This window comes from Micromonospora sp. WMMC273 (genome assembly GCF_027460285.1).
Lineage (GTDB): Bacteria > Actinomycetota > Actinomycetes > Mycobacteriales > Micromonosporaceae > Micromonospora > Micromonospora aurantiaca.
This window is the reverse complement of record NZ_JAPZBE010000001.1, coordinates 3,014,045-3,034,033: the sequence shown is the minus strand read 5'-3', so window position 1 is coordinate 3,034,033 and position 19,989 is coordinate 3,014,045. Positions and strand designations below refer to the sequence as shown.

The window sequence follows — 19,989 nt, the reverse complement described above, 5'->3', positions numbered from 1 at the left end:
TGTGGCGATGAGCGAGGAACACAGGGAGACGGGTACCGGGTGGCCGCGGCCGGGGGAGCCGGCGCGGCCGTCGGGTCCGGCGGGTGAGCCGGATCCGCGCCCGGATGCGCCCGATCCGGACGAGTTGAGCCCGTTGGCGCCGGCGGAGCCGGTGCCGGACGAGGCGGTGGAGCCCGCGGAGCGGGAGGCGGTGCCGGAGTCCGAGCCGGAGCCGGGTGCGGCCGCGGGTGCGCCGTCGTTGGCGCGGCGGTTCTCGTCGGCGGGCGCGATGATCGCGGTGTTGCTGGCGTTGCTGGGTTTCACGCTTGTGGTGCAGTTCAAGACGACGTCGACGGATCCGACGCTCGCGGCAGCGCGGGAGGAGGACCTGGTGCGGATCTCGTCGGATCTGGATTCGCGGGAGCGGCGACTGCGCCAGGAGATCGAGTTGCTGGAGGAGAGCCAGCGGCAGCTGCGGTCGGGTGAGCAGGGCCGGCAGGCGGCGCTGGAGGAGGCGACGCGGCGGGCGGACGAGCTGGGCATTCTGGCGGGGACGTTGCCGGCGGTGGGTCCGGGTCTTGAGGTGCGGTTCTCGGGGCCGGCCGAGGCGGTGTCGTCGGCCGGGATCCTGGATGCGGTGCAGGAGCTGCGGGGTGCGGGCGCGGAGGCGATGCAGATCCAGGGTGCGGACGGTACGGCGGCGCGGATCATCGCGTCGACGTATTTCGTGGACGGGCCGGACGGTGCGCTGGTGGTGGACGGGCGGCGGTTGACGGGTCCGTTCACGATCATGGTGATCGGTGACCCGGCGACGATGCGTACGGCGTTGAACATTCCCGGCGGGGTGGTCGCATCGGTGGGGAAGGCCGGCGGTAACGTGACCTCCGAGGATCGTGAGGTTGTGGAGGTTTCGCAGCTGCACGCGCCGATCAAGCTGGACCACGCCCGGCCGGTCTCGTGACCGGTCGCGGCCGCGCCGGTTTCTCCGGTGCACCGATGACGAAGGACGCAGTTGGTGATTCCTGAGGATCTGCGGTACACCGCCGAGCACGAGTGGGTGGTCGGTGGTGACGGTGGTGTCGTCCGCGTCGGTATCACGCACTTCGCGCAGGACGCCCTGGGTGACATCGTGTTCGTGCAGCTGCCGGACGCCGGTGCCGTGGTGGCGGCTGGTGAGTCGCTGGGCGAGATCGAGTCGACGAAGAGCGTGTCGGAGATCTACGCGCCGCTGAGTGGCACGGTGACGGCGCGCAACGAGGCGCTGGCCGACACCCCTGAGGTGATCAACACGGATCCGTACGGTGCGGGGTGGTTGGTGGAGATCACTCCGGACGATCCGGCGGCGGTCGAGGGTCTGCTGACCGCCGATGCGTACCGCGAGCTCACCGAGAGCTGAGTTCGTGCTTGTCCGGGCGGCGGCGAGGTTCCGCGCGTCCGGTTGCCCTGCATTTCGGCGCTGGCTAGGCTCGCCCAGTCGACCGAGAACCAATAGTTTGAGCGTTGCGGAATGCGCCTTCCCGGGCACGGGGAGCCAGCCGCCGGGTGTGGTGTTGCCCGGCGGCCAGACCCGCCATTCCCTGACGCCGACCGAACAGATCCGTGAGGTGGTCCCATGACGCGCCCAGACGACGAGTTCCCCCCGCTCGACGTCACTTCGACGCTCAATCTCGGCTCGCTCGACGAAGTGCTGGAGGGCCCGGACACCGATGTGGTGCCGAGCCGGATGTCCGGTTCGTTGCCGCCGGGTATGGCGTTGCTGGTGGTTCGCCGGGGTCCGAATGCGGGTGCCCGGTTCCTGTTGGACCACGATGTGACGACGAGTGGGCGGCACCCGGACAGTGACATCTTCCTGGACGACGTGACGGTGTCGCGGCGGCACGCGGAGTTCCACCGTGACGCCGGGACGTTCACGGTGCGGGATGTGGGCAGCCTGAACGGCACGTACGTGAATCGTGAGCGGGTCGAGGCGGCGACGCTGAGCAACGGTGACGAGGTGCAGATCGGCAAGTTCCGGGTGGTGTTCATCGCCGGTCCGCGCCCGGAGGAGGAGGCCGGCCGGGGGTGAACGAGCCTGCGGCTTCGACGCCGTCCGGGGCGGCGCGGGCGCCTGCGCTGATGAGTATCGGCGAGGTGCTGGCGCAGTTGCGGCCGGAGTTCCCGGACGTCACGATCTCGAAGTTGCGGTTCCTGGAGGCCGAGGGCCTGGTGGAGCCGCAGCGGACGCCGGCGGGTTATCGGAAGTACGGCTGGGACGATGTGGCGCGGTTGCGGTTCGTGTTGACCGCGCAGCGGGATCAGTACCTGCCGTTGCGGGTGATCCGGGAGCAGTTGGCCCAGTGGGACGGGTCTGGTCCGTCGCCGGGGCGGGGGCGGCCGAATCTGGTGGCTGTGGGTCCGGGTGGTGAGGTTCCGGGCCGGGAGCCGGTGGAGTCGGTCGAGTCGTCGGAGGTGCGGCTGGACCGGGCGGGTCTGATCGCCCGTAGTGGTGTGGAGGAGTCGACGCTCGCGGAGTTGGAGCGGCTGGGTGTGCTGGTGTCGGATCCGCCGGGGTGGTACGACGCGGATGCGTTGATCATCGCGAGTGCGGTGGCGGGTCTGGCGGCGTACGGGCTGGAGCCTCGGCATCTGCGGGCGTACCGGTCGGCGGCGGATCGTGAGGTCGGGTTGTTCGCGCAGCTTGTGGCGCCGTTGGCGCGGCAGAGTGATCCGGCGGCGCGGGCTCGGGCGGCGGAGACGGCGCGGGAGTTGGTGGCGTTGTCGCAGCGGTTGCACGCGGCGTTGGTGCGGGTGGGGCTGCGGTCGACGTTGGGCCGGTGAGGTCGGTGCGAGGGGCCGGGTGCGGTGTGCGCCCGGCCCTTCGTCGTGTGTGGGCGCGGAAAGATCTGGTCCGCGGAGCGTGTCGTAGGCTTGCCGGGGTATGCCCGTCCGGCGAGGCGTGGTGCACGTAGCGCGTGGGACTCCCGTGTCCTGGTCCGTGTACCGTGCAGGGAAGGGCGCGGTGCAAGGTGACGACGACACGGAGGCGGCGGTGCGCGAGCTGAGCGTGGTCGGAGTTCGGGTGGAGTTGCCCAGCAACCAGCCGATCGTCCTGCTGCGGGAGGTCGAGGGGGACCGCTATCTGCCGATCTGGATCGGCGCGGTCGAGGCGACGGCGATCGCTTACGAGCAGCAGGGGGTCAAGCCGGCCCGGCCGTTGACGCACGATCTTCTGCGGGATGTGCTGACGGCGTTGCAGGCGCCGTTGCGGGCGGTGGAGATCACCGAGTTGAAGGAGAACGTGTTCTACGCGGATCTGCTCCTCGGTGACGGTGTGCGGGTGTCGGCGCGGCCGAGTGACTCCATCGCGTTGGCGTTGCGGGTGGGTGCTCCGATTCGTTGTGCGGAGCAGGTCCTCAGCGAGGCGGGGATCGTGATTCCGGACGAGCAGGAGGACGAGGTCGAGAAGTTCCGGGAGTTCCTGGAGCAGGTGCGTCCGGAGGACTTCGCGGGTTGAGGTGTCCCGCCCGGGTGGTGGCGCGGCGTGTCGCGGTGTCTCCTGCGGGTGAAGTGCGGGGGGCGGCGTTAGGGTTGCCGTGTCGAGTGGTGCGCGTACGGGGAATCGACGCGGCACCGCCACGGGCGCGGGGAGGTTGGTCCGATGCACGAGCCGCGGGATCCTGGTCCGGGTGTGGAACAGCAGGCGGGTGTGGGGCTCGATCCGGCTGGTGACGGCGAGGTCGGCTACCGGGGTGTGACCGCGTGTTCGGCGGTGGGGATCAGTTACCGGCAGCTCGACTACTGGGCGCGTACGGCGCTGGTGGTGCCGAGTGTGCGTGACGCGTCGGGTTCGGGGACGTCGCGGTTGTACTCGTTCCGCGACCTGGTGGTGTTGAAGGTCGTGAAGCGGCTGCTGGACGCCGGGGTGTCGTTGCAGAACATCCGTAAGGCGATCGAGGCGTTGAGGTCGCGTGGGGTGGACGATCTGGCGGGCATCACGTTGATCTCCGACGGGACGACTGTGTACGAGTGCCGGTCGCCGGAGGAGGTGGTCGACCTGTTGCAGGGCGGCCAGGGCGTGTTCGGCATCGCGATCGGTGGTGCGTTCAAGGAGATCCAGGGTTCGTTGTCGCATCTTCCGGCGGAGCCGGTGGGTGGGCAGGAGCCGGCCGTGCCGGCGGCGGAGCCGGAGTCGGACTCGGTGGGTGACGAGCTGGCGGCGCGGCGGGCGCGGCGCCGGGCCGGGTGACCTGCGTCGCGTCTCGGTGACGGGATCGCGCCGCGCCCGAAAAGGGTGTGGCGCGATTCGTGTTTTGGTGACGGGGTGTGGTCCTTTCTGGCGTGCCGGGGCGGGTGGACGGCGCGGGCCGGGGCGGGTGTGAGTCGTCGCAGGTCACGGCCCGTGCGTGCGGGATGTCCGAAAAGGACGGTGTGTCGTCCACGTTGACGTTGCGTGTCCGCCTGGCTGCGGTGCGTCCATCGATTGGCGCGGTGTCGTTCACTGTCCGTGATTGACAGTTCTCGGGATCGGCACAGGGTGGTCGTGAAGTGTGCCAGCGGGCGCGCTATGGTCCGTTCCGGTCGTCGGCGTGTCGACGTCACGGTGGAACGCTGTGTGACGCCCGCGCCGGACGGCGAGCCCCTGCCGCGGCGCTGCCCGCGGACCCCTGGTGGAAGGACCGAGCATGACGGTGACGAGCGAGACCACCCCGATCTCCCACTACGAGCGCATCGGCGGCGCGGCCGCGGTGAAGGCCGCGGTGGAGCTGTTCTACGACAAGGTGCTGGCCGATCCGGATCTGGCGGGCTACTTCGCCGACGTGGACATGGTGGAGCAGCGGCGGCACCTGGCGCTCATGCTGGCGGTGGTGCTCGGCGGCCCCAACGAGTACGCGGGCCGTGGGCTGGACGAGGCGCACCAGCCGCTGAACATCACCGGTGAGCACTACGCGAAGGTCGGTGAGCACCTGACCGCGACGCTGGTGGAGCTGGGTGTGCCGGCGGACGTGATCGCCGATGTGCAGGTCGTGCTCGGGCAGGTGCGGGAGCAGGTCGTGTCGGCGGGGGACGCCTGAGCGTGGACGTCGCACGGCTCAAGCAGAGCTGGTCCCTGGTCGCCGCGCACGGCGACCAGGTGCCGCTCTACTTCTATTCGACGCTGTTCCTGGCGCATCCGGAGACCCGGCAGATGTTCCCCACGAACATGGCCGGGCAGCGGGACCGTCTGGTGGCCGCGCTGGGGCATGTGGTGTCCCACGTGGACCAGGTGGACCGGCTGGTCGGGTTCCTGCGGGACCTCGGCGCGGATCACCGGAAGTTCGCGGTGCGCGCCGAGCACTACCCGGCGGTCGGTGAGGCGCTGCTGGCGACGTTGCGGCACTTCTGCGGCGACGCGTGGACCGAGGAGCTGGCCGCCGACTGGGCCGCCGCGTACGGGCTGGTGGCGCAGGTGATGACCGAGGGCGCGCAGGCCGCGGAGTCGAAGTCGCCGCCGTGGTGGGTGGCGGAGGTGCTGACACATGAGCAGCGCACGTTCGACGTGGCGGTGCTGACCGTACGTCCGCAGTATCTGCTGCCGTTCACGCCCGGCCAGTCGATCGGGGTGTCGCATCCGGCGGTGCGGTCGTGGCGGTACTACTCGCCGGCGAACGCGCCCCGTCCGGACGGCACGGTGGAGTTGCACGTGCGGGCCGCGCCGGGTGGTGTGGTGTCGTCGCGTCTGGTCTACGGGTGCGCGGCCGGTGACCAGATCCACCTGGCGTCGCCGGTGGGTGACCGGTTGACGTTGTGGCAGGCCGGGGCGTCGGATCTGTTGCTGCTGGCCGGTGGTACCGGCTGGGCGCCGGTGAAGGCGCTGGTGGAGCAGGTCGCGGCGGAGGGTTCGGGGCGGCGGGTGGACCTGTACGTGGGTGCCCGGTCGCGGACGGAGTTCTACGACAGCGAGGCGATCGACAAGCTGGCGGCGACGCATCCGTGGCTGCGGGTGTCGTACGTGGCCGGTGCGGATCCGGCCCGGCCGGGTGAGTCGGTGCGTATCGCCGACCGGGCGCTGGCCGACGGGGACTGGCGGTCGCGGCACGTGTACGTGTGCGGCTCGGACGAGATGGTGGGTCATTCGGTGGCGGCGTTGACCGGCGCCGGGTTCCAGCCGGGTCAGGTGCATCACGAGGGTTACGGCAAGCACTGGTACGGCCCGGCGTGGCGGACGATGACCGGCGCGGACGGGCCGGGAACGACGGAGGTGAGCCGGTGAGCGCGAGGAGTGAGCCGGTGTTGCGAGCCCCGCAGTCGCGAACGGAGGTGTGCCGGTGAGCGCGGGTCCGATCAGCAGTTACGACGCGCAGCAGGTGTCCGGTCCGGTGCAGGTGCGGTTGACCTCGGACCGGGTGCGGCGGTGGGAGTTCGGGTCGGCGGCGTTCACCCGCCGCGGCTACGACCAGACCGATGTGGACCGCTTCCGGTTGCAGGTGGCCGACGAGCTGGATCTGCTGGCGGCGCAGGTGGCGAACCTGCGGGCGGAGAACGAGCGGCTCAACGATCATCTGGAGCTGCACCGGCACGGGGTGATCCCGAGCACGGAGGCGGCGGGGGCGCCGGCGGCGAAGGAGGTCAACCTGTTGTCGGCGGCGCAGCGGGAGGCCGAGCAGATCATCGCGCAGGCCCACGACTACGCGCGCCGGGTCGCCGAGTACGCCCGTACCCAGTATGAGAGTTACATGCGGGCGGCGGCGGAGGAGGCGAAGCGGGAGGCCGAGCGGGCGGTGACGGAGTACCGCAGCGCGGCCGGGAGCGGCTTCGACGACTCGGTGGCGACGCGTGAGGCGTTGCGGATCTTCGGCGAGATGATGATCTCGCACATGCAGGCGGCGGCCCGGCACCTCGACGACGGCAGTGAGCAGTTGTCGCGCACGATGGAGCGGATCGCCCGGGAGTTGCCGCAGGGCGGGGGAGCGCCGCAGCCGGCGTTGTCGCGGCACCAGCGTTGAGCGGTGTCCCGGCCCGCGCGTGATCGCGGGCCGGGACGCGCGGGCGGGTGTCAGGCGGTGACGGCGGTGATCGCGTCGGCGATGGGGGTGTCTCCGCCGACGAGTTCCAGGGTGTGCCCGGCGGTGGCGGGGGCGTACAGCAGGGCGAGCAGGACCCGGGCCACGTCGGCGCGGCTGATCGCGCCGGCTTCGACGTGCCGGGCCAGGGTGATCCGGCCTTCGGGTTCGTCGTCGGTGAGGCGGCCGGGCCGCAGCACCGTCACGTCGAGGTCCCGGGCGGTGACGTCGTCCTCGGCGGCCTTCTTGGCCCGCAGGTACGCCGCCCACACGTCGTCGGTGCCCTCGGACGGCGCGGCGTCCACGCCCATGGAGGAGACCAGCAGGTAGCGGCGTACGCCGGCGCGGGTGGCGGCGTCGGCGAGGAGCACGGCGGCGCCCCGGTCGACGGTGTCCTTGCGGCCGGCGCCGCTGCCGGGTCCGGCGCCGGCGGCGAACACGACAGCGTCGGCGCCGGCCAGGTGGGCGGCGAGGGTGCCGGCGTCGGTGTGTTCCAGGTCGCACACGACGGGTTCGGCGCCGGCGGCGCGCAGCGCGGCGGCGTGGTCGGGGTTGCGGATCAGCCCGAGCGCGGTGTCTCCGCGTCCGGCCAGTTCCCGCTCCAGCAGCTTGGCGATCTTTCCGTGCCCTCCGGCGATGACGACGCGCATGGGCTCAACCTAGCCCGGACCCGGCGGCCCCGCCGGGTGACCGGCCTCGTCGATCATGAGGTTGGCGGTGCGACACGCCGGGCCGGACCACCGCCAACTTCATGATCGACGGCATCGGTCGGGTGAGCGGGTGGGAGGTGCGGGGCCGGCGAGGGACGATGGACGGGTGAGTGAGGCGTTCGAGGAACTGGCGCGGCTGGTGACGGCCGGGGACGTGGTGGTGCTCAGCGGTGCGGGCCTGTCCACCGAGTCGGGCATCCCGGACTACCGGGGGCCCAGCGGCGCGGCGCGCCGGCACACCCCGATGACGTACCAGGAGTTCACCCGGGATCCGCTGGCCCGGCGGCGGTACTGGGCGCGCAGCCACCTGGGCTGGCGGACCATCGCCCGGGCGGCGCCCAACGACGGGCACCGGGCGGTGGCGCGGCTGCAGGCGGCCGGGCTGCTCGGCGGCATCATCACCCAGAACGTCGACGGGCTGCACACCGCCGCCGGCGCCACCGGCGTGATCGAGCTGCACGGCCGCCTCGACGAGGTGACGTGCCTGGACTGCGGCAACGCCACCGGCCGCGACGAGCTGCACCGGCGCCTGTCGGAGGCGAACCCGGGATTCGACGCCCGGGTGGCGCGCGTCAACCCCGACGGTGACGTGGACCTGCCCGACGAGGCGGTGACCGGGTTCCGCACCGTCGACTGCGCGCTGTGCGGCACCGGCACGCTGAAACCGGACGTGGTGTTCTTCGGCGAGACGGTCCCCGCGCCGCGTGTCGCGGACTGTTTCGCGCTGGTCGAGCGGGCCCGGGCGCTGCTGGTGCTCGGGTCGTCGTTGACGGTGATGTCGGGCCGGCGGTTCGTGCTGCGGGCGGCCCGCCACGGCATCCCGGTGGCGATCGTCAACCAGGGCGTCACCCGCGGCGACCCCTACGCGGCGCTGCGTTTGGACGCGCCGCTGGGCGCCACCCTGTGCGCGCTGGCCGACCGGGTGGCGGCGGCTCCGGCGCCGGTGTGACCAACCCCGGGACATGAGCCGGAAACACGCCCGCTGGTAGCGTTGGGGGTGCCGGTACCACCCACGTGGGAGAGACCGTCGACCTGACGGCGCCGAAGGGGCAGATTCTCCCCGGAACCTCTCAGGCAAAAGGACCACGTGGGCAGGCGCTGTGGAGCGCGTCAGCGCGACTCAGGGGGAGGCCGACCCGTCGACCTCGCCCCACCAAGGAGCGCAGCGCATGACCGCAGAGCAGTTCGCCGACCGGCACATCGGTCCCGGCCGCGACGACGAACGCCGGATGCTGGACACCGTCGGTTACGGCTCCGTCGACGAGCTGATGGACGCGGCGATCCCCGAGGTGATCCGCTGGCACGGCACCCTCGACCTGCCCGCCCCGGCCGGTGAGCGGGAGGCCATCGCCGAGCTGCGTGCCCTCGCGTCGCGCAACACCGTCGCCGTGTCCATGATCGGCCTCGGGTACCACGGCACGCACACCCCGGCGGTGATCCGCCGCAACGTGCTGGAGAACCCCGCCTGGTACACCGCGTACACGCCGTACCAGCCGGAGATCAGCCAGGGCCGGCTGGAGGCGCTGCTGAACTTCCAAAGCATGGTGTCCGGCCTCACTGCGCTACCAGTCGCGAACGCGTCGATGCTCGACGAGGGCACCGCCGCGGCCGAGGCGATGACGCTCGCCCGCCGCGCGTCCAAGAGCAAGAGCCCGGTGTACGTGGTCGACGCCGACGCGTTGCCGCAGACCGTCGCGGTGATCGCCAGCCGCGCCGAGCCGCTCGGCATCGAGGTGCGCGTGGTCGACGTGGAGCGCGACGACCTGCCGGCGGAGTTCTTCGGCCTGCACCTGCAGTACCCGGCCGCGTCCGGGGCGGTCCGCGACCACCGTGCGCTGGTCGACGCGGCGCACGGCGTGGGCGCGCTGGTGACCGTGGCGGCGGACCTGCTGGCGTTGACGCTGCTGCGCCCGCCGGGCGAGATCGGCGCCGACATCGCCGCCGGCACCACCCAGCGCTTCGGCGTACCGATGGGCTTCGGCGGTCCGCACGCCGGTTACCTGGCGGTGCGCTCGGGCCTGGAGCGGATGCTGCCGGGCCGGCTGGTCGGGGTGTCCCGCGACGCCGACGGCAACCCGGCGTACCGGCTGGCGTTGCAGACCCGCGAGCAGCACATCCGCCGGGAGAAGGCCACCAGCAACATCTGCACCGCCCAGGTGCTCCTCGCGGTGATGGCCGGCATGTACGCCGTCTACCACGGCCCGGACGGGCTGCGCGCCATCGCCCGGCGTACCCACGAGGCGGCGGCTCGGCTCGCGGCCGGGCTGCGCGCCGGGGGCGTGCGGGTCGCGGACGTCGCGTTCTTCGACACCGTCACCGCGACCGTGCCGGGCCGGGCCGCGCAGGTGGTCGCCGCCGCGGCCGAACGCAACGTGAACCTGCGGCTGGTCGACGCCGACCGGGTCGGCATCTCCTGCGACGAGACCACCACGCCCGCGCACCTCGCCGCGGTGTGGGCGGCGTTCGGCGTCGACGGGTTCGACGGGGAGGTGGACGCGGCCCTGCCCGACGGGCTGGCCCGCACGTCGGACTTCCTCACCCACCCGGTGTTCCACAGCCACCACTCGGAGACGGCGATGCTGCGCTACCTGCGCCGCCTGGCCGACTTCGACTACGCGCTGGACCGCGGCATGATCCCGCTGGGTTCGTGCACGATGAAGCTCAACGCCACCACCGAGATGGAACCGATCACCTGGCCGGAGTTCGCGCACCTGCACCCGTTCGCGCCGGACGCGCAGACCGCCGGGTACCGGGAGCTGATCGCGCAGCTGGAGGGCTGGCTGGCCGAGGTCACCGGCTACGACGCGGTCAGCGTGCAACCCAACGCCGGATCGCAGGGCGAGCTGGCCGGGCTGCTGGCGATCCGCGGCTACCACCGGGAGCGCGGCGAGGCCCACCGGGACGTGTGCCTGATCCCGTCGTCGGCGCACGGCACCAACGCCGCGTCCGCCGTCATGGCCGGCATGCGGGTCGTGGTGGTCGGCTGCGACGCCGACGGCAACGTCGACCTGGTCGACCTCGACGCGAAGATCGACAAGCACCGGGACGCGCTCGCCGCGATCATGGTGACGTACCCGTCGACGCACGGCGTGTACGAGACCGGCATCGCCCAGCTGTGCGCGAGGGTCCACGACGCGGGCGGTCAGGTGTACGTCGATGGCGCGAACCTCAACGCGCTTGTCGGGTTCGCCAAGCCGGGCCGGTTCGGGGCGGACGTGTCGCACCTGAACCTGCACAAGACGTTCTGCATTCCGCACGGCGGCGGTGGCCCCGGCGTCGGGCCGGTGGCGGTGCGTTCGCACCTGGCGCCGTTCCTGCCCGGTGACCCGCTCGGTGCGCGCGCCGACCGGCGGCCGGCGATCTCGGCGGCCAACCACGGGTCGGCGGGGATCCTGCCGATCCCGTGGGCGTACCTGCGGATGATGGGCGCCGACGGGCTGGCCCGCGCCACCGGCGTGGCGGTCCTGGCGGCGAACTACGTGGCGGCGCGGCTGCGCAACCACTTCCCGGTGCTGTACGCCGGCAACAAGGGCCTGGTCGCGCACGAGTGCATCCTGGATCTGCGTCCGCTGACCAAGGCCACCGGCGTGAGCGTCGACGACGTGGCGAAGCGGCTGATCGACTACGGCTTCCACGCGCCGACGATGTCGTTCCCGGTGGCCGGGACGCTGATGGTGGAGCCGACCGAGAGCGAGGACCTGACCGAGCTGGACCGCTTCTGCGACGCGATGATCGCGATCCGGGCGGAGATCGACAAGGTCGGCTCGGGGGAGTGGCCGGCGGGGGACAACCCGCTGTCAAACGCGCCGCACACGGCGGCGATGGTGTCGGCCGACGAGTGGCCGCACCCGTACCCGCGGTCGGTGGGCGCCTACCCGGCGGGTGTGGACCGGGCGGGCCGGTACTGGCCTCCGGTGCGGCGCATCGACGGCGCGTACGGCGACCGGAACCTGGTCTGCTCGTGCCCCGCGCCGGAGGCGTTCGAGGACTGAGCGGCTGACGCCGGGGCGGTGGGCTGTCGCCGCCCCGGCCGGTGCGCGCGCCGGTCATGACCGGCGCGTACGCTCACTGACGCTGCGTGATCGCTCAGGCGACGAGGGCGTGGCGGGCCGGACCCCGGTGCGGGGCGATGGTGCGCCCGTCGGGGAGCAGCTCACCGGTGTCCTCGAAGACGATGACACCGTTGCAGAGCAGGCTCCAGCCCTGCTCAGGGAAGCAGGCGAGGACGCGGGCGGCCTCTCGGTCGGTTGCGTCGGCGGAGGGGCAGGTGGGCTGGTGCTGACACATCGGGTTCTCCGGACTGTGGGGGCACTGTGTCATGGTTCACATGACCAGTGACGCACAGTACCAAGGAAAACTGAGCGGCAACGAGCAAGGATGCGTCTTGTTCACCCAGAATGGGCTGAACGGATGACCCGTAACGGCCCGGACGTCGTGGAAGCGCTCCCACAGGTGGAGGTCGATGCACCCGGCGCGCCGCCCGGATGTCGCCGCTGGCTCGTCGAGACCGCCCGGCTGCACTGGTCGATCGGCGACGGCGGCGACCCCGCCGACCTGGCACAACGCTTCCTCGCCGCACACGGCATCGACCGCAGCGACCTCGCCCGGCCCGGCCGACACGACCCCGGCGCCGCGGTGTGCGGCGCCGCGCTGTATTTGTCCGCCGCCGCCGGCGCGTACGCCATCGGCGTGTCGCCCGGCGCGCCGAGTCCCGCGCCGGCGCTGCCCGACCTGGTCGTGGTCGTCTACCACCACACCGACCGCCCGGCGGCACCCCGGCCACCGGCCCCGGCACCGTGGCGGCTCGGGCCCTGGCGCGACAGCTGGACCAAGGCCGCGCACGCCGACGCCGTCGGCGCGGTCCGCGCCGCCATCGCCCGCGGCGACGTCTACCAGGTCAACATCGTCGGCCACGCCGCCGCCGGCTACACCGGCGACCCGCGCCCCGCGCTGGCCCGCCTCGCCGCGCTGCCCGGCGCCCGCTACGGCGGCACCCTGCACGGCCCCGGCTGGACGCTCGGCTGCGCCTCCCCGGAGACCCTCATCGCCGTCGAGCACGGCCGGCTGGTCACCCGCCCCATCAAGGGCACCCGCCCCGCCACCCCCGCCGGACGCCGCGACCTGCTCGCCTCGGCCAAGGAACGCGCCGAACACGTCATGATCGTCGACCTGGAACGCAACGACCTGGCCCGCGTCGCCCGCACCGGGTCGGTGCGCGTCGACGAGCTGTTCGCCGTACGCCGCTGGTGTGACCTGTGGCAGGCGGAGTCCACGGTGTCGGCGGCGCCCGCCGACGGCCTCGGCCTGGCCGACCTGCTGCGCGCCGTCTGCCCCGGCGGCTCGGTCACCGGCGCACCCAAACACGCCGCCCTGGCGCAGGTCGCCGCGCTGGAGCCGGTCGGTCGCGGCGCGAGCATGGGCGCGCTCGGCTGGGTCGGACCCGACTGCCTCGACCTGGGCCTGACCATCCGCACCGCCGCCGCCGACGGGAACCTGCTGCACCTGTGGGCCGGGGGAGGCATCACCTGGGACAGCGACCCCGCCGCCGAGGTCGCCGAGGCCGCCGCCAAGGCCGCCCCGATCCGCGCCCTGCTCGCCGGCTGACAGGCTGTCCGCCGCCCCGGCTGCCCGGCCCCGGGCGGCGGCTCTAGCCGTCGGCGGGGCTCCGGCCGGCGGCGAACGCGTCCAGGGCGGCGACGACCCGCTCGCCGATACCGTGCCCGCCACCGTGCCCGCCGGACTCCACGATCTCCAGCCGCGCGTCCGGCCAGCCCTGGGTCAGCTGCCAGGCGATGTCCGGCGGGCCGCTGACGTCCAGCCGCCCCTGCACCAGCACCCCCGGAATGCCGGCCAGCCGGCCCGCGTCGCGCAGCACCTGCCCATCCGGCTGGAAACCCCGGTTCGCGAAGTAGTGCGTCACCAGCCGGGCGAACCCGTACCGGAACACCCGGTCGGCGAACCGGGGACTCGGCGCGTACCCGCCGGCGAGGGACACGTGCACGTCCTCCCAGCCGCACCAGTCCCGCGCCGCCTTGTCCCGCACCGCCGGGTCCGGGTCGTTCACCAGCCGCGCGTACGCCGCCGACAGGTCACCGTCACGGTCGGCCTCCGGCACCCCGTCACGGAACCGCGCCCACTCCTGCGGGAACACCCGCCCCATGTCCCGGGTCACCCACTCGATCTCCCGGTTCGTGTTGGCGACCACGCTGAACAGCACCAGCGCGCTCACCCGACCCGGGTGCCGCTGCGCGTACGCCAGGGCAAGGGACGACCCCCACGACGCGCCGCACAGCAGCCACCTGTCGATCCCCAAGTGCGCCCGCAGCGCCTCCATGTCGGCCAGCAGATGCCCGGTGGTGTTCACCGACAGGTCGGTGGACGGATCCGACGCCGGGGGAGTGCTGCGCCCACAGCCACGCTGGTCGAACAGCACGATCCGGTACGCGGCCGGGTCGAACAGCCGCCGCCAGGACGCGCCCGCGCCCGAACCCGGCCCGCCGTGCACCACCAGCGCCGGCCGGCCGTCCGGATCACCGCACGTCTCCCAGTACACGCGCTGCCCGTCCCCGGCGTCCAGCATGCCGTGGGCGTACGGCTCGATCGGTGGATACATCAGTGGCCTCCCCGGAGCAGATACAACAGTGCTGTTACATTAGTGGACGTGACCGCCCCCGACCGCGACGCCCTCGGCACCCTGCTGCGCCACGTCCTGGACGTCCTCGACGGCGACGTCGCCGCCGTCCACCAGCGGCTCGGCCTCACCGACTACCGGCCCCGCTACTCGCCGGTCGTCCGCGCGCTCGTCGCCGACGGCCCGCTGTCCATCCGTGACCTCGCTGCCCGCGTCGGCGTCACCCACTCCGCCGCCAGCCAGACCGTCGCCCAGATGCGCCGCGCCGGCCTCGTCGACCTGAGCCCCGGCGCCGACGCCCGCCACCGCATCGTCACCCTGACCGACCGCGCCCGCGCCCTGCTGCCCGCCGTCGAAGCCGAATGGGCCGCCACCACCGCCGCCGTACGCCACCTCGACACCGAACTGCCGGTACCACTCGCCGACGAGCTGCACGCGGTCCTCGCCGCCCTGCGCCGCCGGCCCCTGCGCGACCGCATCGCCGACACCGGGCTGCTGGACACCCCACCGGACACCCGCGAACGGTAAGCAACGGATAGCCTTCCGGACATGACTATGCGCCCGATCCGGATCATCGGCGACCCCGTGCTGCGCACCCCCAGCGAACCCGTCACCAGCTTCGACGCCGAACTGCGCGCCCTCGTCACCGACCTCATGGACACGCTGCTCGGCGCACCCGGCCGCGCCGGCGTCGCCGCACCCCAGATCGGCGTCAACGCCCAGGTGTTCGTCTACGACGCCGACGGCCACCGCGGCCACATGGTCAACCCCACCCTGGAGGTGTCCGACGAACTCCAGGACGACGAGGAAGGCTGCCTGTCCATCCCCGGCCTGTACTTCCCGACCCCCCGCGCGCTGCACGCCACCGCACACGGCTACGACCAGCACGGCGAACCGCTCACCGTCACCGGCAGCGGCTTCCTCGCCCGCGCCCTGCAACACGAGACCGACCACCTGCGCGGCCGCCTCTACGTCGACACGCTGCGCGGCGACACCCGCCGCCGCGCCCTGCGCGAGATCCGCGCCGGCCGGTTCGACTCACCCAGCCGCGGCCGCTGACGTCAACGCGCACTCGGTGAACCCGGCCACCCGGGAGAACCCCAGCCGCTCGTACAGCCGCACCGCCGCCGCGTTGTCCGCCCGCACGTTCAACGTCACGTGATCCACCGACGCGCGCAGCCGGGCGCACAACGCCGCCACCACACCCGCACCCAGACCCCGCCCCCGCACGTCCGGATGCGTCGTCACGTTCCCCAGCGCCGCCACCCGCCACCGCGGCGAGAACACGTGCACCCCCGCCACCGCCACCAGCCGGCCACGCTCCCGAACCCCCACGTACTGGCCCGTCTCCAGCATCCGCGGATCGAACCAGTTCCCCGGATACGCCACCGCGTACAACCCGGCCAGCTCCGCCGCGTCCGCCGGCCCCAACGGCTCACCCACCGCCGGCACCGCCGCCAGCCGGCCCGGATCCGTCAACGCCATCCGGTGATGCGCCGCCGCCTCCGACACCACGAACCAGCGCGACACCACCGCCTCCAGACCGGGGGACAGGTGCGCCCACATCCGCGCCGGCAACACCGGCGCCGCCTCCGCCAGCAACCCCGCCAGGTCCGGCACCCGATCCGGCGCCGCGAACGCCAGCAACGTCGGCAACTCGACCCCGTGATACAGCAACACCACCTGGTCGCCACGCCGGAACCACGACGTGTACGGCCAGAAGAAATCGTCCAGATCACCCAACTGGTACGCGTGCAACACCGGATCCCGGCCCAGCAGACCCGCCAGCACCGCCCGGTCGTGCTCCGCCCGCACCGCCACCGCGATCAGCCCGCCATCCACTGGTCGTAACCCAGCCGGGCCACCAGCGCCAGCACCACCACCAGCAGCACCACCCGCACGAACCCGGCACCCCGCCGCAACGCCATCCGCGCGCCCACCGCCGCCCCCACCACGTTGCACACCGCCATCGCCGCACCCAACGCCCACCACACGTGCCCGGTCAACCCGAACACCACGAGCGCACCCAGATTCGTGCCCGCGTTCACCACCTTCGCCATCGCCGAGGCGTGCACGAAATCCGAACCCAGAATCGCCGTGAACGCCAGCACCAGGAACGTCCCCGTACCCGGCCCGATCAACCCGTCGTAGAGGGCGATGCCCACACCGGCCACCGCCACCGCCACCACCACCCGCCGAGGGGTCCGTCGCTGCGGCGACGCCACCACACCCAGCGACGGCCGCGCCAGCACGAACACCGCCACCGCCACCAGCACCACGAGCACCACCGGCCGGTACGCGCTACCCGGCACCGCACCCGCCAACGCCGCACCCAGCCCCGCCGTCAGCACCGCCAACCCGGCCGCCGGACCCGCCACCGCCCAGTCCAGCTTCGTCCGCCGCGCATACGTCACCGCCGCCGTCGACGTACCGAAGATCGCCGCCAGCTTGTTCGTGCCCAACGCCGTCGCCACCGGCACACCCGGCGCCGCCACCAGCAACGCCGGCAACAACAACAGACCACCGCCACCCACCACCGCGTCCACCCACCCGGCCAGCAGGGCAGCAGTCAGCAACGTCGTCAACGACAGCGCATCCACCGCCGCATTCTGCCCACGCCACCACCAGCGACAAGGCCCCCTGTGGCCAGCCTCACCGCCCCCGGCGACGCCGCAACCACACCCCCACCGACCCCACCGCCACGAACACCAGCATCGAACAGCACAACAGTTTCAGCACCCGGCAAGACTCCCACGACGACGTAGGGTGTCCAGGTGCGCCTGGCCACCTTCAACCTGCTGCACGGCCGATCCCTCACCGACGGGCTCGTCGACCCCGACCGGCTCACCGCCGCCGTCACCGACCTCGACGCCGACGTCCTCGCCCTCCAGGAAGTCGACCGCGACCAGACGCGCAGCGGCAAACTCGACCTCACCGCCGTGGCCGCCCGCGCCCTGCACGCCGACCACCACCGCTTCGCCGCCGCCGTCGTCGGCACCCCCGGCGAACAGTTCCGTCCCCTCACCCACGACGACGACGGCCACGGCGAACCCCTCTACGGCATCGGCCTGATCAGCCGCCACCCCGTCCGCTCCTGGCAGGTCACCCGCCTGCGCGCCGCCCCCGTCCGCTCACCCATCTACGCACCCGGCCCCGGCGGCGGACTCGTCCTGCTCCGCGACGAACCCCGCGTCGTGCTCGCCGCCGTCCTCGACACCCCCCACGGCCCCCTCACCGTCGCCGCCACCCACCTGTCCTTCGTCCCCGGCTGGAACGTCTGGCAGCTACGCCGCGTCGTCCGCGTCCTGCGCACCCTGCCCGCGCCCCGGGTCCTGCTCGGCGACCTCAACCTGCCCGCCGGACCCGCCGCCGCACTCACCCGCTGGCGGCCCCTCGCGAGGCGCCCCACCTACCCGGCCGGGCAACCCCGCGTCCAACTCGACCACATCCTCGCCGACCGCCACGGCCTCGACCGGCTCCCGCCCGTCACCGCCGTCCACACACCGCTGGCCACCATCTCCGACCACCGGCCCCTCGTCGTCGACCTCGGCTGACGCTCAGCCCAGCCCACTCTGCCGCCGCGCCGCGTCCACCGCGTTACGGAACAACATCGCCACAGTCGTCGGACCCACCCCGCCCACACGCGGCGTGATCGCACCCGCCACCGCGGCACACGACTCGTCCACGTCCGGCAGCAACCGCCGTCCCTCGTACCGCACCCCACCACCGACCACCACCGCGCCCGGCCGCACATGCTCCGGCTGCACGATCCCCGGCACCCCCGCCGCCGCGATCAGGATCTCCGCCCGCCGCGCGTACCGCGGCCAGTCCGCCACACCCGTGTGCACCACGGTCACCGCCGCGTTCGCCGTCGGCCGCTTCTGCGCCAGCAACATCGCAAGCGGCCGCCCCAACGTCGCACCCCGGCCCAGGACCACCACCTCCCGGCCCGCCACCGGCACACCGTGGAACGCCAGCAACGCCTCGATCCCCGCCGGCGTACACGGCAACGGACCCGGCAACCCCAACGCCAGCCGGCCCATGTTCACCGGATGCATCCCGTCCACGTCCTTGTCCGGATCCAGCTCCGCCAACGCCCGGTCGTAGTCCAGATGACCCGGAATCGGATACTGCACCAGCACCCCGTGCACCGTCTTGTCCGCGTTGAAATCCGCCAGCACCGCGTGCAGATCCACCTGCGACGCCGACGCCGGCAGATGCACGTGCGGCGACACGAAACCCAGGTCGGCCGCCTGACGTTGCTTGATCCGGATATAACCCGCGCTCGCGTCGTCGTCACCCACCAGCACCGTCGCCAGCGCCGGCGTCACCCCCGCCGCACGCAGCTCCGCCACCGACGCGGCGACCTCCGACAACACCCGCTCCGCCACCGGAGCACCCGGCAGCAACCGCGCAGAAGACATACGACACCTCGCCCGCGGAGGCCCAGGCGGTCGACCCCCGCGACGAGCTCCCCGATGGTTCACCCATCCCCGTGCCGCCAGTCGCGTTCCCCTCAGCCTGCCACAGCCTCCGCCGCCACCGCATCCACCACCGCCTGCCACCCCGGCAACGCCGCCAGCAGACCGTCCGCCCGCCGCCGCCGATCCGCCGCCGACGCCACCCCCAGATCCGCCAGCGCCGCCCCGAACGCCCGCTCCCGCTCCGGCGCCACCGCACCCAACACCACATGACACCGCGCGTACGTCACCAGCACCCAGAACATCGCCTCCCGATGCCGCCCCGCCTCGATCAGCTCAGCCGCACCGTCGAACACCACCGGCCGACCCGCCGGACCCAGATCCGCCCCGAACGCGAACCCGTCCCGCGGCAGCCGCGACGCCTCGTCGAACACCACCGCCAACCCGGCCAGATGCTCCCGCACCCGCGACGCGTCCACACCGCCGCCGTCGAGCGTGTCCAGCAGGCCCGCGTACCGATCCGCGAACCCGAACCGCGACAACACCCGCTCCGCCCGCACATACCGCCGCCGCACCGTCGGATCCGCCAGCCCCGCCACCGCCGGCCACACCGCCAGCAACGACGTCGGAAACACCCACGCCAGCACCTGCTCCGCCACCGGCGCCGGCGCCGAACCGCCCACCGCCCGCAGCCCGCCCTCGATCCGCCGCCGCACCCCGGCGCACCGCGCCCGCACCCACACCGGATCCGCGAACCCGGCCGCCACCCGCTCCCGCACCGCCGCCAGCCGCCCCGACGGATCCGCGATCACCCCATCGGTACGGAACATCGGCGCGAACACCCACGACCCCAGCACATCCTCCGGGCCACCCAACTCCGCCCACGTGACAGTGCTGACCTCCAGCAACACCCCCCGGTGCACGAACTTGCCCACCTTCACACCGGGCTCCCGGCGCACCAGCAACACGTCCACGTCCGACCACACAGGCAGCACCGCGTCGTCCGGCAACCCCACAGTCGACCCGCTGAACAACGCCCCCTCGATCGACGGATCCGCCCGCATCCGCTCCCGCACCCACTCGACCGCCACCGCACGCGCCGCATCCACCCGCATCCGCCCGATCCTGCCAGCCCGGCAGCGCACCGACAGACCCCATTCTGGATACGTACGGTTGTCGATCGGGCACAGAACGTGGAATATCGACGTAAGTGACTGTCGTCGAAATCG

General features: G+C 72.7%; 22 protein-coding genes and 2 riboswitches. Of the genes, 15 read left to right on the top strand and 7 right to left on the bottom strand.

The window, feature by feature from the left end; genetic code table 11:
* Positions 1-7: 7 nt before the first annotated feature.
* The 9 genes from O7611_RS14160 (at position 8) to O7611_RS14120 (ending at position 6,941) form a co-directional block, all read left to right on the top strand.
* Complete coding sequence (locus O7611_RS14160) at positions 8-940, top strand: DUF881 domain-containing protein (RefSeq protein WP_194803352.1); 933 nt, start codon at positions 8-10, stop codon at positions 938-940.
* 54 nt (positions 941-994) lie between these two features.
* Entirely contained in the window at positions 995-1,375 is a 381-nt protein-coding gene (gcvH, locus tag O7611_RS14155; protein ID WP_135240202.1) for a glycine cleavage system protein GcvH, read from the top strand.
* A 216-nt stretch (positions 1,376-1,591) separates the two neighbouring features.
* Complete coding sequence (odhI, locus tag O7611_RS14150) at positions 1,592-2,044, top strand: oxoglutarate dehydrogenase inhibitor Odhl (protein WP_107076656.1); 453 nt, start codon at positions 1,592-1,594, stop codon at positions 2,042-2,044.
* 50 nt (positions 2,045-2,094) lie between these two features.
* Entirely contained in the window at positions 2,095-2,796 is a 702-nt protein-coding gene (gene ftsR, locus O7611_RS14145) for a transcriptional regulator FtsR (RefSeq protein ID WP_194803353.1), read from the top strand.
* 211 nt (positions 2,797-3,007) lie between these two features.
* On the top strand, positions 3,008-3,472 hold the full coding sequence (locus O7611_RS14140; RefSeq protein WP_036311069.1) for a bifunctional nuclease family protein: 465 nt from the start codon (positions 3,008-3,010) through the stop codon (positions 3,470-3,472).
* 144 nt (positions 3,473-3,616) lie between these two features.
* Positions 3,617-4,204, top strand: coding sequence for a MerR family transcriptional regulator (locus O7611_RS14135; protein WP_194803354.1), 588 nt, complete (start codon positions 3,617-3,619; stop codon positions 4,202-4,204).
* Positions 4,205-4,640: 436 nt separating this feature from the next.
* The gene (locus O7611_RS14130; protein ID WP_194803355.1) at positions 4,641-5,030 is read left to right on the top strand and encodes a group I truncated hemoglobin; all 390 of its coding nucleotides are present in this window, start codon (positions 4,641-4,643) and stop codon (positions 5,028-5,030) included.
* 2 nt (positions 5,031-5,032) lie between these two features.
* Positions 5,033-6,208, top strand: a complete 1,176-nt coding sequence (locus tag O7611_RS14125) for a globin domain-containing protein (protein WP_269697002.1) — start codon at positions 5,033-5,035, stop codon at positions 6,206-6,208.
* A gap of 55 nt (positions 6,209-6,263) precedes the next feature.
* A complete protein-coding gene (locus O7611_RS14120) occupies positions 6,264-6,941 on the top strand; it encodes a DivIVA domain-containing protein (protein WP_269697001.1) in 678 nt (225 codons plus the stop codon).
* A gap of 50 nt (positions 6,942-6,991) precedes the next feature.
* Here O7611_RS14120 and O7611_RS14115 read toward each other — a convergent pair whose 3' ends face one another.
* Positions 6,992-7,648 carry an SDR family oxidoreductase gene (locus tag O7611_RS14115; RefSeq protein WP_194803358.1) on the bottom strand — a complete coding sequence of 219 codons (657 nt, stop codon included), beginning with the start codon at positions 7,646-7,648 and terminating at the stop codon, positions 6,992-6,994.
* 166 nt (positions 7,649-7,814) lie between these two features.
* Between O7611_RS14115 and O7611_RS14110 the strand changes: the two genes are divergently transcribed.
* Positions 7,815-8,657 carry an NAD-dependent protein deacetylase gene (locus tag O7611_RS14110; protein ID WP_269697000.1) on the top strand — a complete coding sequence of 281 codons (843 nt, stop codon included), beginning with the start codon at positions 7,815-7,817 and terminating at the stop codon, positions 8,655-8,657.
* A 56-nt stretch (positions 8,658-8,713) separates the two neighbouring features.
* A riboswitch (glycine riboswitch) is annotated at positions 8,714-8,804 on the top strand.
* 73 nt (positions 8,805-8,877) lie between these two features.
* A complete protein-coding gene (gcvP, locus tag O7611_RS14105; RefSeq protein ID WP_269696999.1) occupies positions 8,878-11,700 on the top strand; it encodes an aminomethyl-transferring glycine dehydrogenase in 2,823 nt (940 codons plus the stop codon).
* 94 nt (positions 11,701-11,794) lie between these two features.
* On the opposite strand, the gene O7611_RS14100 is transcribed toward gcvP, so the two are convergent.
* Positions 11,795-11,995 (bottom strand): DUF5999 family protein, encoded by a 201-nt coding sequence (locus O7611_RS14100; RefSeq protein WP_013286363.1) that lies wholly within the window; start codon positions 11,993-11,995, stop codon positions 11,795-11,797.
* Positions 11,996-12,118: 123 nt separating this feature from the next.
* On the opposite strand from O7611_RS14100, the gene O7611_RS14095 reads away from it, so the two are divergent.
* Positions 12,119-13,312 (top strand): chorismate-binding protein, encoded by a 1,194-nt coding sequence (locus O7611_RS14095; RefSeq protein WP_194803361.1) that lies wholly within the window; start codon positions 12,119-12,121, stop codon positions 13,310-13,312.
* 43 nt (positions 13,313-13,355) lie between these two features.
* On the opposite strand, the gene pip is transcribed toward O7611_RS14095, so the two are convergent.
* Positions 13,356-14,321 carry a prolyl aminopeptidase gene (gene pip / locus O7611_RS14090; protein WP_269696998.1) on the bottom strand — a complete coding sequence of 322 codons (966 nt, stop codon included), beginning with the start codon at positions 14,319-14,321 and terminating at the stop codon, positions 13,356-13,358.
* A gap of 48 nt (positions 14,322-14,369) precedes the next feature.
* Here pip and O7611_RS14085 point away from each other — a divergent pair, with 48 nt between their 5' ends.
* Both O7611_RS14085 and def read left to right on the top strand, forming a co-directional pair.
* A complete protein-coding gene (locus O7611_RS14085; protein WP_269696997.1) occupies positions 14,370-14,867 on the top strand; it encodes a MarR family winged helix-turn-helix transcriptional regulator in 498 nt (165 codons plus the stop codon).
* Positions 14,868-14,888: 21 nt separating this feature from the next.
* Positions 14,889-15,398: a peptide deformylase gene (gene def, locus O7611_RS14080; protein WP_269696996.1), complete on the top strand. Its 510-nt coding sequence runs from the start codon at positions 14,889-14,891 to the stop codon at positions 15,396-15,398.
* On the opposite strand, the gene O7611_RS14075 is transcribed toward def, so the two are convergent.
* Positions 15,378-16,181: a GNAT family N-acetyltransferase gene (locus O7611_RS14075; protein WP_269696995.1), complete on the bottom strand. Its 804-nt coding sequence runs from the start codon at positions 16,179-16,181 to the stop codon at positions 15,378-15,380. The genes def and O7611_RS14075 overlap by 21 nt on opposite strands.
* On the bottom strand, positions 16,166-16,939 hold the full coding sequence (locus O7611_RS14070) for a sulfite exporter TauE/SafE family protein (protein ID WP_194803366.1): 774 nt from the start codon (positions 16,937-16,939) through the stop codon (positions 16,166-16,168). Before O7611_RS14070 ends, O7611_RS14075 begins: the two co-directional genes overlap by 16 nt.
* Positions 16,940-17,113: 174 nt before the next feature.
* On the opposite strand from O7611_RS14070, the gene O7611_RS14065 reads away from it, so the two are divergent.
* The gene (locus O7611_RS14065) at positions 17,114-17,893 is read left to right on the top strand and encodes an endonuclease/exonuclease/phosphatase family protein (RefSeq protein WP_194803367.1); all 780 of its coding nucleotides are present in this window, start codon (positions 17,114-17,116) and stop codon (positions 17,891-17,893) included.
* Between the two features lie 3 nt (positions 17,894-17,896).
* Here O7611_RS14065 and O7611_RS14060 read toward each other — a convergent pair whose 3' ends face one another.
* Both O7611_RS14060 and O7611_RS14055 read right to left on the bottom strand, forming a co-directional pair.
* Complete coding sequence (locus tag O7611_RS14060; RefSeq protein WP_194803368.1) at positions 17,897-18,763, bottom strand: bifunctional 5,10-methylenetetrahydrofolate dehydrogenase/5,10-methenyltetrahydrofolate cyclohydrolase; 867 nt, start codon at positions 18,761-18,763, stop codon at positions 17,897-17,899.
* Positions 18,764-18,776: 13 nt separating this feature from the next.
* Positions 18,777-18,858: riboswitch (ZMP/ZTP riboswitch) on the bottom strand.
* Complete coding sequence (locus O7611_RS14055) at positions 18,856-19,875, bottom strand: hypothetical protein (RefSeq protein WP_269696994.1); 1,020 nt, start codon at positions 19,873-19,875, stop codon at positions 18,856-18,858. (Overlaps the previous riboswitch by 3 nt.)
* Positions 19,876-19,989 lie beyond the last annotated feature (114 nt).

What these genes read in the sequence shown, in the direction of transcription:
- O7611_RS14135 (WP_194803354.1), top strand. Translation starts at nt 3,617, where the DNA reads ATGCACGAGCCGCGGGATCCTGGTCCGGGTGTGGAACAGCAGGCGGGT.
- O7611_RS14100 (WP_013286363.1), bottom strand. Translation starts at nt 11,995, where the DNA reads ATGTGTCAGCACCAGCCCACCTGCCCCTCCGCCGACGCAACCGACCGA.
- def (WP_269696996.1), top strand. Translation starts at nt 14,889, where the DNA reads ATGACTATGCGCCCGATCCGGATCATCGGCGACCCCGTGCTGCGCACC.
- O7611_RS14060 (WP_194803368.1), bottom strand. Translation starts at nt 18,763, where the DNA reads ATGTCTTCTGCGCGGTTGCTGCCGGGTGCTCCGGTGGCGGAGCGGGTG.
- O7611_RS14115 (WP_194803358.1), bottom strand. Translation starts at nt 7,648, where the DNA reads ATGCGCGTCGTCATCGCCGGAGGGCACGGAAAGATCGCCAAGCTGCTG.
- O7611_RS14055 (WP_269696994.1), bottom strand. Translation starts at nt 19,875, where the DNA reads ATGCGGGTGGATGCGGCGCGTGCGGTGGCGGTCGAGTGGGTGCGGGAG.
- gcvP (WP_269696999.1), top strand. Translation starts at nt 8,878, where the DNA reads ATGACCGCAGAGCAGTTCGCCGACCGGCACATCGGTCCCGGCCGCGAC.
- ftsR (WP_194803353.1), top strand. Translation starts at nt 2,095, where the DNA reads ATGAGTATCGGCGAGGTGCTGGCGCAGTTGCGGCCGGAGTTCCCGGAC.
- pip (WP_269696998.1), bottom strand. Translation starts at nt 14,321, where the DNA reads ATGTATCCACCGATCGAGCCGTACGCCCACGGCATGCTGGACGCCGGG.
- O7611_RS14130 (WP_194803355.1), top strand. Translation starts at nt 4,641, where the DNA reads ATGACGGTGACGAGCGAGACCACCCCGATCTCCCACTACGAGCGCATC.
- odhI (WP_107076656.1), top strand. Translation starts at nt 1,592, where the DNA reads ATGACGCGCCCAGACGACGAGTTCCCCCCGCTCGACGTCACTTCGACG.
- O7611_RS14095 (WP_194803361.1), top strand. Translation starts at nt 12,119, where the DNA reads ATGACCCGTAACGGCCCGGACGTCGTGGAAGCGCTCCCACAGGTGGAG.
- O7611_RS14160 (WP_194803352.1), top strand. Translation starts at nt 8, where the DNA reads ATGAGCGAGGAACACAGGGAGACGGGTACCGGGTGGCCGCGGCCGGGG.